The sequence below is a fragment of the Marinobacter shunpengi genome, assembly GCF_045449695.1.
Lineage (GTDB): Bacteria > Pseudomonadota > Gammaproteobacteria > Pseudomonadales > Oleiphilaceae > Marinobacter.
Map to the genome: position 1 here is coordinate 18,462 of NZ_JBJJKZ010000016.1, position 12,362 is coordinate 30,823.

The window sequence follows — 12,362 nt, forward strand, 5'->3', positions numbered from 1 at the left end:
AGTTATCTGTTCAGTATTGTACTGATCGTCATGTTAACCCTTGTGATCGGTCTGTCTCTCTACACGTTATTCATCGCCAAGCGTGTGGAACTCGGTATGCCGCCGGAGGGTCGGTTCGTCACCATCATGGGCAATCGCATCCACTACATCGAACAGGGCAGCGGGGAGCAGACCATCCTGCTCATCCACGGCCTCAGTGGCGTGGCCCAGCACTTCGGCTACAGCGTTATGGGCCAGCTGGCCCGCCGTTATCGGGTAGTGGCCATTGACCGGCCGGGCAGCGGTTACTCGGTACGCCCCGATCGCTCATCCGCCTCGCTGGCGGTGCAGGCGGATGTGGTCGCCGGCGTCATTGACTCACTTGACCTCGACAGACCGATGTTGGTGGGGCATTCACTGGGGGGTGCCGTCTCCCTGGCCACTGCCCTGCGCCACCCGGACAAGGTCAGCCGCCTGGCCCTGATTGCGCCACTGACGCATCTGCCGGAGAGCCCATCCGAGGCCTTTGCCGCGCTGAACATCCGCCTACCCTGGCTGCGCAAGCTGGCCGGCTGGACACTGGCAACCCCGCTGTCCGTCCGGCGCAGCGACCAGGTGCTGGATATCGTGTTCGGGCCGGAAGACGTGCCCGACGACTTTGCCGTGCGCGGTGGAGGCTACCTGAGTGTGCGCCCCAGCCACTTCATTGCGGCATCATCGGACATGCACGCGCTGGAAGACATCCTGCCTGCCATGCAGCAGCGTTATGGCGATCTGGAGCTGCCCATCGGCATCCTTTATGGCTGTGATGACCGCATCCTGGATCCAAAGGAACAGGGGCAGGCGATGGCCGACCGGGTGCCGGGTGTTGAGCTGGAGATGATTGAGGGTGGCCACATGCTGCCGATTACCCAGCCGGATATCACTGCCGCGTTCATTGAGCGGCAGATGCAGAGGGGAGGCCGTCCGGATTAGCCCACTGCGTACTGCACCAAGAAACAAGCAGAGTCTTTCGTGCAGTACCCAGCGCCCGTGTCAGGCAACCGTCCCTACCAACTTCTGCCCCCCTGGTCAGGTCAGCGAGTCAGTTCATTGAGCCAGGTCAGGACATCCTCCTGCACCTGCTCACGGTTGGTTTCGTTGAGCAGCTCATGGCGGGCATCGTCATAGAAGTGGTGTTCCATCCGGGTCAGTCCCAGCGCTTTGTATCGCTCCAGCAGGGCGTTGGTGGCCTCCAGGTTGGCGCCAACCGGGTCCAGCTCCCCCTGGATAACCAGAACAGGCAGGTCCTCGGGAATCTCCTGTTCCCGGGCGGGATCCCGCAGATCCGCCATACCGTGGAAGAAATCCTTTACCAGATCGTTGCTGAACGCAAACCCGGACTGGGGATCGTCCACGTATTTCTGGACTTCGGCCTCATCACGACTCAGCCATTGAAAGCCGGGCTCATCACTGAACGGTTTGTTGAAGTCCATAAAAATGCCGGCCCAGATCTGCGAGTCCGCCAGGGGGGCCTCTTCGGCTGCCGCATCAACGGCGACCAGCAGGTCCTGGGGCGGGGGCGGGCCATAGGCGGTGCCGGATAGCACCAGACCGTCGATCAACCCCGGCTGCCGGGTGGTGTAATCCTGCGCGATGAACGATCCCATGCTGTGACCGAACAGCACCAGGTCCGCATCGGGATGTTCCCCCTGGATCATGGTGCTCAGTTGCATCTCGTCCTTCACAAAATGATTCCAGGCATCGGGGCCCGCATCCCCCAGTTCCCCGGAGCGCACCCGGGTGCGGCCGTGCCCACGGTGGTCCGTGGCATACACCGCATAACCATGCTGATTCAGGAATTGGGCAAAACGATCATAGCGCCCGCTATGCTCCGCTGCCCCATGAATCACCTGCACCACGGCATGGGGGTCGGAATCTGCCGCCCAGTACCGGTAGTGAACCTCCGCACCATCAGAGGCTTCCATCACACGCCATTCACTGGCATCCGCCATTACCATCCCTCCCGACAGCACTACGCCGATGACCGCCATGAAACCCTTGCCAGCGAGGCTGTTGCCCCTGGGAAATTCTGTACCTTGCATCTTCGTTCTCCGGTTATTGTTGTTAGCGTTACCGAGCCGAATGCTTTCGATTATTTTCGTTTTTCTTTATTAATATTCGATATCGAATATAGCAGGGGGTGCCATGAAATCAACAAGCATTAGGTACAGGACTCCAAACCCGGAGGTTGGCCAGTGCCATGGCCACAGGGAAAACAACGGGTGGCAGGGCTTGCCCACAGATTTATTGAGCGGCATCTCTGTGGCGAATGATGGTCAACAACGAGCCTTCCTGAGTTCTGCCACTAACGTCGATTTTCTTTACAGCTTGATCTGAAAGAGCAGAAGGTCACCCTGCATCATCCTCACCAAAAAGACTTTTGAATTGTTGGTCTCAATGTTGCTGACACCAGGATTCAAATTCTTTTTGAAATCGATCAAGGAATTATTGTCATGGATTTCATGAACCGGGCTTTCGCGGTAACCGCGTTTCTGGTGCTGGTACTGGTCTCTCAGCCGTCAAATGCGATCATTATCGACAACTACACCGCTTTTTTCGATGACGGTTCAAAGTTGGTGGTTGACCTCAAAGGCTATGATTATGGCAAAGGTTCGTACTGGGCCTCGCCAATCGCCTGGGACGAGAGTGGTCACCCCCCTGTCGAACGATTTGACACCTTTTTCTATCCGTCCCTGGCCTTGCAGGAGGCCAGCAGGGGCATCGCCAGGTCAGGAGTCGTGGAAAGCGCTATCATCAGTGGCCTGTACTTCGCTGTCGACGACTATTACGGCGTTTCAATGACCGAGTTTGGGTATACCTTTTCAGCGCCTGACTGGTCCATTTCAGATGGTGGCGTACACATATCGTATTTTGATCATTATGTAGGCTTTTCGGGCGGTTTCTTTGAAACCCATATTTCCCCCTATCCGGTCAGCGGGCCCGGTAGTCTGGCTCTGCTGGCAGCAGGACTTGCCGGCCTCGTCTGGGCGCGACGTTTCTCTGTGAGAAAGAAAAGCGGTTAACGATAAAACCCACCACCGGTTCTGACCTGATTGCTTGATCCAGCGTCCCGGGCATCATGCCAGGCGACGATTTCCTTCAGGTCCGCGCACTTCAATCGTCGGCAGAACGGGCAATCTCGCGAAGGCAAGCCAATTCCTCCTTGCCTTCGTACAGACGTCCAATAGACTGAGAATAACTGTCGTCAAAGTCACTTACGGTTTTGCGACAACACAAAAACCGCGAAATTCCCCAACGACCAAGAGGAATGGCCGTGTCCCCACTCTCCCGCATACGCCGCACTGCGGCTGTTATCCTTATGCTGATTACCGCACCGGCCATGGCCGCGGATCCGGTGGTAGTGTCGTCCAAGATAGATACAGAAGGTGCCGTGCTGGGCCAGATGATCCTTCAGAGCCTGGAAGAGGCCGGCATTCCGGTGGAGAACCGCCTGCAATTGGGCGGTACCAGCATTGTGCGAAATGCCATCAAGGCCGGGGAGATCGACCTCTACCCGGAATACACCGGCAACGCGGCCTTCTTCCATGACCAGGCCGACCGGGATATCTGGAAGGACGCCGACAAGGCCTACCAGCAGGCCGCCAGCCTGGATAAGGAAGCGCACAACATCATCTGGCTGACGCCCGCCGAGGCCAACAATACCTGGGCCATGAGTGTGCGTGGGGATCTGGCGCGGGATAACGACCTGAAGACCCTGGAAGACCTGGCGACCTATATCAATGACGGTGGCGCCTTCAGGTTTGCGGCCAGTGCCGAGTTTGTCGAATCCGAGAGTGCCTTGCCCGCCTTCCAGGAGGCCTACGGCTTCACGCTGGGGTCCGACCAGTTGCTGATCCTCTCCGGTGGCAATACCGCCGCGACACTGCGGGCCGCGGCGCTGAATGATAACGACGTTAACGGCGCCATGACCTACGGCACCGATGGCGGCCTTGATGCCCTGGATCTGAAAGTGATGGAGGACACCCTGGGGGTACAACCGGTCTACCAGCCGGCACCCATTGTGCGCGCCGAGGTGCTGGAGACCTACCCGGAGATTCGTGAGGTCCTGGCACCTATCTTTGAATCCCTGGACCTGGAAACCCTCCAGCGCCTGAACGGGCAGGTAGCAGTGAACGGAGTGCCCGCCAAAACCGTGGCCCGCGATTATCTGGATTCCCTGGCTCAGGACTGAGGTTTGTCCTTTACCCGGCCTGATTCAATCCGGACGTTGCCCAACCGGGTCATTCCGGCACTCGGCCTACTGGCGCTGGCACTCGTGTGGCTTCTGGACTTCGGCACCATCCAGCCGAACCGTATTGTCCCGGGCACCGGTCATGGGCTGCTGTCGGCGGTGGGCTGGAACGGTGCGGGGCTGGTGACCCTGGTCCTGACCGCCTGCATTGCGCTCTCCGTCCTGCCGTTACGGCGACGTTACGAAGTCCTTCTTGCCCTGGTGACCCTGTCACTGGCGATGATGCCGTTGCTGCTGGACGTCTTCGCTGCCCGCCATCTGCCCGAAGACAGCCCCTATGCACGCTCCTCTGTCGGGGCGGGATTCTGGTGCCTGCTATTCCTGCTGTCCCTGACGCTGATCGAGATCCTGGGCCGCCTGAGCGCAAGGCGGTGGCGGCAACTCCTGCTGCTGTTGGTGATCGTGGGTAGCTGGCTGGTGCTTTTCAGTGGCGATGGTCTGGAGAGCCTGTCTCTGGTGCGGGAATACAACGCCCGGCCCGATGCGTTTGCGCAGGCCCTCTGGGCGCACCTGGCGCTGGCGTTCGGTGCCGTGGGCATCGGTGCGGGGCTGGCCTTCGTGCTGGCCCTGAAGATGATCCGCAGCCCGGCCTGGCAACGCCCCATCCTCGGGGCCGTGAGCTTTCTGCAGACCATTCCCAGTCTGGCGGTATTCGGGCTACTCATTGCTCCGCTGAGCGCGCTGTCCTCGGCGTTCCCACTGCTGCAATCGCTGGGTATCCGTGGCATCGGCTGGGCACCGGCCCTTCTGGCACTGATCGCCTACAGCCTGCTGCCCATGGTGCGCAACACCTTCGTGGCGATTACCGACGTGCCGGAGCACCTGGTGGATGCTGGCCGGGGCATGGGCATGACGGAACGCCAGCTGTTCTTCCAGGTCAAGCTGCCTCTGGCGCTGCCGGTGATGATTGAGGGTGTGCGTATCACCACCATCCAGGCCATCGGCCTGACGGCGGTTGCAGCCCTGATCGGTGCCGGCGGGTTCGGGAGCTTTATCTTCCAGGGGCTGGGGCAGGCGGCAATGGATCTGGTGTTGCTCGGCGCCCTGCCCACCATTGCCCTCGCGCTGCTGGTCGATGCCTTGCTGACGATGCTGGCGGCGAGCTTCAGACCGACTGCGGCAACGGCCTGATATGGAAAAGGAAACATCCGGATGATCGAACTGAAGAATGTCACTCGACGCTTTGGCGATGCCGTCGCGGTGGATAGCATCGACCTGACCATCGAGACGGGTGAGGTCTGCGTGCTGGTGGGCAGCTCCGGCTGTGGCAAGTCCACCACACTGCGCATGATCAACCGCCTGTTGCCCCGCACCTCCGGTGAGATCCTGGTGGACGGTGAGGACATCGCCACCATGAATCCACAGCAGTTACGCCTGAACATGGGGTACGTTATCCAGGGTACCGGGCTGTTCCCCCACTGGACCGTGGCCCGCAACATCGCCATGGTACCCCGGTTGCTGAAGTGGCCGAAGGAACGGATCGATGCACGGGTTGATGAGCTAATGACCCTGCTGGACCTGGATCCGGCCACCCACGCCCACAAATATCCCCAGCAACTGTCCGGCGGCCAGGCCCAGCGGGTGGGCGTTGCCCGGGCCCTGGCGGCAGACCCCAACATCCTGCTGATGGACGAACCCTTTGGCGCGCTGGATGCGATTACCCGGGAGAACCTCCAGCAGGAGATGCTGCGCATCCAGAGACAGGTCCGCAAGACCACCGTGTTCGTCACCCACGATATCGATGAAGCCCTGAAACTGGCCACCCGGATTGCGGTGATGGATCAGGGGCGCATTATCCAGCACGACACCCCGGAGAATATCCTCCGCCGACCCGCGTCCGGGTTCGTGGAAAACCTCGTCGGCAAGCAGGATCGCGGCCTGAAGCTGATGAGCCTGCGGCCAGTACGCGACCTGATGACCCGCCATGGCTCACCAAAGTCGTCGGAAACCGGAGCCGAGGGGGTCAAGGAGGACGACAACCTGCGACTGGCCCTGTCCATCATGCTCTGGCAGGACCTGCCGCAGGTGGCGGTGTTCAACGCACAGGGTCAGGAGACCGGTGTGATCAGCCGCGAACGCATTATTCAGGAAGGCGCCTGATGCGCGCCTGGTTGCCTCCCATACTGTTCGCCCTCGTGCTGTGCGGGCTTAGCGCCGCCATGCCGGTTCTGGAACCGCTGTTTCATTGGGTGGAGCCGGGCAAACAGCGGGTGATCTACGACCGGGAGAGCTTCCTGTTCCTGCTGCAGAACCACCTGATGCTGGTCGCCATCTCGGCAGCCGTTGGCACTGTCGCTGCCGTCGCCGGCGGCATCTTCGTCACCCGCCACTCAGGTCGGGACTTCCTGCCCCTGGTCAGCCAGGTGGCGTCCATCGGTCAGACCTTCCCGCCGGTGGCCGTGCTGGCACTGGCGGTACCCGTGCTCGGCTTTGGCGAGGCACCGATCCTGGTCGCGCTGATCCTCTATGGCCTGCTGCCCATCCTGCGCAATACCCTGGCGGGCCTGGAAGGCATCAATCCGGCGGTACGGGAGGCGGCAAAAGGTATGGGCATGTCGCCGATGCAGGTCCTGGTCCGGGTGGAACTGCCACTGGCCGGCCGGGTGATCCTGGCGGGCATCCGCACCTCGGTGACCATCAATATAGCCACCGCCGCCATCGGCTCCACCATCGGTGCACGCACACTGGGCGATCCGGTCATTGCCGGGCTGGTGAATGACAATACCGCCTACGTACTTCAGGGCGCGATCCTGATCGGGTTGCTGGCGCTGACCACCGACAGCCTGTTCGAGGCACTGGAGCGGACCTGGGACCGTCGGTTTTCGCCACAACCCGCCATGACTTGAGTCCCCGCCGAGGTTCAACTGTTACAGTGTCCAATCAAAGGCCCAGGCACTTCGCTAGACTGGCCAGATGGATACTCGTAAGCTGAAGGCACGCACGGCGGTAGATTCATGACGATTCCCCTTAACGATGTAAGCATGCCGGAAATCTCCTGCTCCAATTGCCGGGCCTGTTGCTGCCGCCTGGAAGTCATGCTGATTACCGACACTGGCGTTCCCGAGCGGCATATCGCCCGGGATGAATGGGGCGGTGAGACCATGCGGCGCCTGTCGGATGGCTGGTGCTCCGCCCTGGATAGGGACACGTTCCTGTGCACCATCTATGAGAATCGCCCCTGGATCTGTCGGGAGTTCGAGATGGGCTCCGATGAATGCCTGGATGAAAGGGCGGAGATGATGTGAGTCAGCAAGGAGAGCCAAATGCTTGAACTAAGACCCAACTGTGAGTGCTGCGACAAGGATTTGCCGCCCGAGTCCACAGAGGCCGTCATCTGCACCTTCGAGTGCACCTTTTGCCGGTCCTGTGCATCCGGTGTTCTGAACGATCAGTGCCCGAATTGCGGTGGTAACTTTGTCCCTAGACCTATTCGCCCCGCCGGGCTGATGGAAAAGTTTCCGGCTTCAACGAAACGTGTTCTCAAGGCCGGCGGTTGTGAAGCGAATTCCTGAACAGTGGCAGCAGAAAGATAGTCATGGCAGCGGACTGTGGTTCTGGTAATGCCCAGGGTCATTCTGAGCGGACACATTGTTGTTCCAGGTCGAGATCTGGATCTTGTTCTCCAGGAACTGCCAAACCACATTGAGCAGACTCGGAAAGAGTCAGGTTGCCTGATCTTTAACGTAAATCAGGACCCTGAGAATCCGAATGTATTCCATGTTTACGAGGAATTTCTTGACCAAGGCGCTTTTGAAGCTCACCAACTACGGGTAACGAACTCGAACTGGGGGCGAATTGCGGCTGGTGTTCAGAGACACTACGAAATCAGTCATCGCAGCTGAGCAGTATAAAATCCGGGACACAGAAGGGCGCCTTCGTACCGACCGACGGGAACACCAACATGTTTGATTACACAGTCGTTCACTGGATCACTTTTTTGTCTGCAGCGGTTCTCCTCAACCTTTCCCCGGGGCCGGATATCGCTTTCATTCTGGGCCAAACGCTGCGTAGCGGACGTCGAGGCGGATTTGCGGCGATGTTTGGCATCTGGTCCGGCGCAGCTCTGCATGTCGTTATGGCGGCGGTCGGTCTTTCGGCGATCCTTGCGACGTCTGCGCTGGCGTTCTCGCTGGTGAAGTGGATAGGCGCTGCGTATCTGATATGGCTTGGTATCAAAATGCTGCTGTCGAATGGTGACTCTTTTATCTCCAGTAAAGGAGATGGTGAGCTTCCGATCACATCGATCTACTGGCAGGGCGTGCTGGTGTCAGCCCTTAACCCGAAAGTCGCCATGTTTTTCCTGGCGTTCTTGCCCCAGTTCGTGGTGGCGGGGGCCGGCCCCGTTGGCGCTCAGTTGCTGTTGCACGGAAGCCTGATAATCGTTGTGGCGGCGTTCATAGAGCCACCCCTGGTTCTGGCAGGCTCGAAGCTGGGGGCGATCTTGAGGAATAATCGACGAATGGGCCTATGGATGGATCGAAGTCTCGGTGCGTTATTCGTAGCCTTGGGAGCACGGCTTGCGGCCAGTACCAGATAAAGCTTTGCTTGCTGACCTGTAGACCAATCCGGCGTAATCATGGACCATCACCCTATGGCTGTTTCCATTCATGCGGCGGTCGAGGCAGATGCTGAGGCCATTAAAAACTGCGTAACGAGCGCCTATGGGCACTACGAGGAACGCATTGGCCGTCCGCCGGGACCAATGATGCAGGATTATGACAAGGTCATCCGGGACTTCGACGTCTTTGTCGCCCTGGTAGACCAGGAGATCCAGGGTGTTCTGGTTCTGGCCCAGACCCGGGAAGGGTTCTTGCTGGATAACATTGCCGTGAATCCAGGGATGCAAGGCAAGGGTGTCGGTCGGACGCTTCTGGAACTCGCCGAGCAGCGTGCCCGGTCCGCAGGCTACGATTCCATCTACCTGTACACAAACACAATGATGTCAGAGAACCGGGAGTTGTACACACGGATTGGTTATGAGGAATACGACCGCCGCACCGAACAGGGGCTGGATCGGGTGTACATGCGAAAGGCCTTACCTAGTGGAGTCGGTTGATGAAACCGCAACAGATAAATGCCCTCTGACGGCCAGGAAGGAGCCATAACCAATGTACGTGCCTGAACATTTCAGAGAAGACAGCAACCAGCAGCTTCACCAGTATATCCGCGACTATGGTTTTGGCCTGCTGATTGTCGCAGACGGGGAAGGCATCGAGGCAAACCACGTTCCTTTCCACCTGAGTGGTACAGAAGATGGCTCTCCTGGGCTTTTGCAGTGCCATGTAGCACGGAAGAATCCGGTATGGCAGCGCCTGCAACACGGCGCCCGAGTCCTTGCGATATTCCAGGGGCCTGATGCATATGTGTCACCGTCGTGGTACCGAACCAAGGAAGAGACCGGCCGGGTGGTACCAACCTGGAACTATCTGGCTGTCCATGCGGAAGGGTATGCCCGGAGTGTCGAAGACCCAGCATGGCTGCATCAGCACCTTCGACAGCTGACAAAGCAACACGAGTCGAAGAGGGATGAGCCCTGGGCAGTGGATGACGCCCCTTCGGATTTCACCGAACGTCTGGTTCAGGCGATTGTAGGCATCGAAATCGAGATTGAGACGTTGACCGGCAAGTTGAAGGCGAGCCAGAACCAGCCGGAGCGAAACAGAAAGGGAGTGAAAGCCGGTCTTGAAACGGAGGACCAAGCCCATAGCCGCGCGATGTCCGAGTTCATAAGCTGATCACGACGGAGTGTGGCTCTGGGTTCACGAAGAAAAGGGCAGATCCATCCGACCTGATATCGATTCTTCGTCCACGCAAACACCAGATACATGGAGGTTAGAAGGGTGATATTGGATTTACCGGCACCGGATACACAGGGCATCCATTCACTGGTCGAGTGCACCAGAACCCGCCGGAGCATTCGCGAATACTCCGATTCACCCATCCCCATTCAACACCTGTCGCGGTTACTCTGGGCCGCACAGGGAGTGACACGACCGGACGGCAAACGGACAACGCCGTCCGCCGGTGGTCTGTATCCCCTGCAACTCCGTGTACTGGTCCGTCGCGTTGAGGGGTTGGAACCCGGAATCTATGATTACCTTGGCGACAGCCATTCATTAAAGATTGCTGGCGGCCTGCCATCCGATGAAATCATTAACGCGGTGGGTATTGGCGATCAGCCATGGCTGGCGGAGTCCGCTGCCGTACTGGGTGTCGTCGCCGATCTGGCCGGTACGGTTCGGCACTTCGAATCCCAACCACCCGTGGGTGAACGGGGTAAGCGATACGTCTATATGGAAACCGGCGCATTGACCCAGAATGTTCACCTCCATGCCACCGACCTTGAGCTAGGCTGTGTTCTGGTTGCGGGGTTCGATGACACCAGGGCCAGGGAGGCACTCAAGCTGTCCCCGGAACGGGAGCCCATGGCCCTTCTTTGCCTTGGGAAGCTGCAATGACATTTAAATCCGCAGTGAAGGCCATCCAGATGCCAAGGATAGTAAGGAGGTAACACCATGGCAAAACAGTTCGAGGAACTGCTCCCGGAGCATACGGATTTCATCAATGCCCAGCATCTGTTCTTTGTCGGGTCCGCTGGCGCTGAGGGGTTTGTGAACGTCTCGCCAAAAGGCATGGACAGCCTGAGGGTTCTGGGCTCCAACCGGCTTGTCTGGCTGAACCTGACCGGCAGCGGCAACGAAACCGCCGCCCATGTGCTGGAGAACGGTCGCATGACGATCATGTTCTGCTCCTTTGACAAGCAGCCTCTGATTCTCAGGGTCTATGGCAGGGCTGATGTGATTCACCCCAGGGACGATGGCTGGGACGATCTTGTCGACCACTTTCCGGACTATCTCGGGACGCGCCAGGTTTTTGATCTGGGTATTGAACTTGTGCAGACCTCCTGCGGATTCGGCGTCCCCTACTATGACTTCCGGGGCGAGCGGGACACGCTGACCAACTGGGCCAGCAAAAAGGGAGAGGATGGCCTGCAGGCATACTGGACAGAGAAGAACCAGTTGAGTCTGGATGGGAAAACCACGGGCATCCGCTAGACTGGAACTATCGCTCCCTCACAGATATCCGAAGGATCCGCCAATGAAATACACAACCAAGGGAACCCTGTTGTGGGCCGGATTGTTCCTCGCCTCTGCCACCGGTTGTGCGGTGGGCAATGGTGAAGACCGTTCCGCGTCGGACTCGCCCGCACTGTGCAGCGAGGCCTGGTATGAAGCTGTCGAGTCGCAAGTACCCACCGGCGACGGTCATGGACATGGTCCGGATGTCGGCTCGGAGGAATGGAAGTCGGTGGTCGAGTTCAGACTCGGTATTCGTGGACAGCCGGATGTGCCGGCACGGGATACTGACGCCTGGTGCCGTCATATCGATCAGGTAATGTCGGAATGACCCTCTAAGACCCGACCAGCACTGAGACAGAGGCTTGCCATGGAAGAATGCCCGCACTTTTCAGTCGCCCCACTATCAGAGACGCATTCCGCATTGCTGGACTCTCATGGTAGTTGCGTCGCTCAACTCCCGGGCATCGTTCTTGAAAAGGCCTTCCGCCTGAACGATGGTCGGTTGCTCGTCGTGACAACCGACAACTGTCCGTTCGAGGAAGGATTTCATCTCTCGCTGATCGATAGCGACGGCTCACTCCTGGAGTCCGCCCATCGGGTCATTCCCTACCATCCTGGAATCCTGGCCAAACTGTTTTCCGTGGGCGAAGAGACCATCAAGATCGTGTTCCATGATGGCGAGGCCATCAAGGTGACCGTGGTTTCGGTCGCGTCCAGACGCCCGGCCGGCTATCTCCAGGAGCAATTCCGCTCTGGTAATGGCCTCCTCGGAAAGCATTACCTGAAAATTACGTCCGTTCCCGGAGAAGGGAGCAGTGATAGCAAGACCGCCTCCAATGAGACAAAGGGAGAAACCTCACAACCTTGCTGAATAGGGAAGCTGGCTCAGCGTGTTGGAAACAGACTCCTCGCCCCGTAAGAAAAGGGGGAGCATACTCCACGGTCAAGCTTGCATCTCGTTGTTAGCCCATTCCACAGCAAAGCCGCCAAAGCACTTTGTGCATCGAATT

17 protein-coding genes are annotated in these 12,362 nt (G+C 58.8%); 16 read left to right on the plus strand and 1 reads right to left on the minus strand.

The window, feature by feature from the left end; genetic code table 11:
* The first annotated feature begins 30 nt into the window (after window positions 1-30).
* On the plus strand, window positions 31-954 hold the full coding sequence (locus tag ACJO2E_RS14690; RefSeq protein ID WP_406964811.1) for an alpha/beta fold hydrolase: 924 nt from the start codon (window positions 31-33) through the stop codon (window positions 952-954).
* 101 nt (window positions 955-1,055) lie between these two features.
* On the opposite strand, the gene ACJO2E_RS14695 is transcribed toward ACJO2E_RS14690, so the two are convergent.
* Window positions 1,056-2,063 (minus strand): alpha/beta hydrolase, encoded by a 1,008-nt coding sequence (locus ACJO2E_RS14695; RefSeq protein ID WP_406964812.1) that lies wholly within the window; start codon window positions 2,061-2,063, stop codon window positions 1,056-1,058.
* 411 nt (window positions 2,064-2,474) lie between these two features.
* On the opposite strand from ACJO2E_RS14695, the gene ACJO2E_RS14700 reads away from it, so the two are divergent.
* From ACJO2E_RS14700 to ACJO2E_RS14770, 15 genes are all read left to right on the plus strand, one after another.
* Window positions 2,475-3,044 carry a hypothetical protein gene (locus ACJO2E_RS14700; protein WP_406964813.1) on the plus strand — a complete coding sequence of 190 codons (570 nt, stop codon included), beginning with the start codon at window positions 2,475-2,477 and terminating at the stop codon, window positions 3,042-3,044.
* A gap of 245 nt (window positions 3,045-3,289) precedes the next feature.
* Window positions 3,290-4,213 (plus strand): glycine betaine ABC transporter substrate-binding protein OsmF, encoded by a 924-nt coding sequence (osmF, locus tag ACJO2E_RS14705; RefSeq protein ID WP_406964814.1) that lies wholly within the window; start codon window positions 3,290-3,292, stop codon window positions 4,211-4,213.
* Between the two features lie 3 nt (window positions 4,214-4,216).
* On the plus strand, window positions 4,217-5,404 hold the full coding sequence (locus ACJO2E_RS14710) for an ABC transporter permease (RefSeq protein WP_406964815.1): 1,188 nt from the start codon (window positions 4,217-4,219) through the stop codon (window positions 5,402-5,404).
* Window positions 5,405-5,425: 21 nt separating this feature from the next.
* Window positions 5,426-6,373 carry an ABC transporter ATP-binding protein gene (locus ACJO2E_RS14715; RefSeq protein WP_406964816.1) on the plus strand — a complete coding sequence of 316 codons (948 nt, stop codon included), beginning with the start codon at window positions 5,426-5,428 and terminating at the stop codon, window positions 6,371-6,373.
* Window positions 6,373-7,119, plus strand: a complete 747-nt coding sequence (locus ACJO2E_RS14720; RefSeq protein ID WP_406964818.1) for an ABC transporter permease — start codon at window positions 6,373-6,375, stop codon at window positions 7,117-7,119. Before ACJO2E_RS14715 ends, ACJO2E_RS14720 begins: the two co-directional genes overlap by 1 nt.
* A gap of 108 nt (window positions 7,120-7,227) precedes the next feature.
* Complete coding sequence (locus ACJO2E_RS14725) at window positions 7,228-7,518, plus strand: YkgJ family cysteine cluster protein (RefSeq protein ID WP_406964819.1); 291 nt, start codon at window positions 7,228-7,230, stop codon at window positions 7,516-7,518.
* Window positions 7,519-7,536: 18 nt separating this feature from the next.
* Window positions 7,537-7,785 (plus strand): DUF1272 domain-containing protein, encoded by a 249-nt coding sequence (locus tag ACJO2E_RS14730; protein ID WP_406964820.1) that lies wholly within the window; start codon window positions 7,537-7,539, stop codon window positions 7,783-7,785.
* 48 nt (window positions 7,786-7,833) lie between these two features.
* Window positions 7,834-8,115, plus strand: a complete 282-nt coding sequence (locus tag ACJO2E_RS14735; RefSeq protein WP_406964821.1) for a putative quinol monooxygenase — start codon at window positions 7,834-7,836, stop codon at window positions 8,113-8,115.
* A gap of 59 nt (window positions 8,116-8,174) precedes the next feature.
* Window positions 8,175-8,810: a LysE family translocator gene (locus ACJO2E_RS14740; RefSeq protein WP_406964823.1), complete on the plus strand. Its 636-nt coding sequence runs from the start codon at window positions 8,175-8,177 to the stop codon at window positions 8,808-8,810.
* 54 nt (window positions 8,811-8,864) lie between these two features.
* Entirely contained in the window at window positions 8,865-9,329 is a 465-nt protein-coding gene (locus tag ACJO2E_RS14745) for a GNAT family N-acetyltransferase (protein ID WP_406964824.1), read from the plus strand.
* 52 nt (window positions 9,330-9,381) lie between these two features.
* Window positions 9,382-10,008, plus strand: coding sequence for an FMN-binding negative transcriptional regulator (locus ACJO2E_RS14750; RefSeq protein WP_406964825.1), 627 nt, complete (start codon window positions 9,382-9,384; stop codon window positions 10,006-10,008).
* A gap of 90 nt (window positions 10,009-10,098) precedes the next feature.
* Entirely contained in the window at window positions 10,099-10,731 is a 633-nt protein-coding gene (locus ACJO2E_RS14755) for a SagB/ThcOx family dehydrogenase (RefSeq protein ID WP_406964827.1), read from the plus strand.
* Window positions 10,732-10,788: 57 nt separating this feature from the next.
* Window positions 10,789-11,328, plus strand: coding sequence for a pyridoxamine 5'-phosphate oxidase family protein (locus ACJO2E_RS14760; protein WP_406964828.1), 540 nt, complete (start codon window positions 10,789-10,791; stop codon window positions 11,326-11,328).
* A gap of 43 nt (window positions 11,329-11,371) precedes the next feature.
* Window positions 11,372-11,680 (plus strand): hypothetical protein, encoded by a 309-nt coding sequence (locus ACJO2E_RS14765; RefSeq protein WP_406964829.1) that lies wholly within the window; start codon window positions 11,372-11,374, stop codon window positions 11,678-11,680.
* A 39-nt stretch (window positions 11,681-11,719) separates the two neighbouring features.
* Window positions 11,720-12,223 carry a hypothetical protein gene (locus ACJO2E_RS14770; protein WP_406964830.1) on the plus strand — a complete coding sequence of 168 codons (504 nt, stop codon included), beginning with the start codon at window positions 11,720-11,722 and terminating at the stop codon, window positions 12,221-12,223.
* Window positions 12,224-12,362 lie beyond the last annotated feature (139 nt).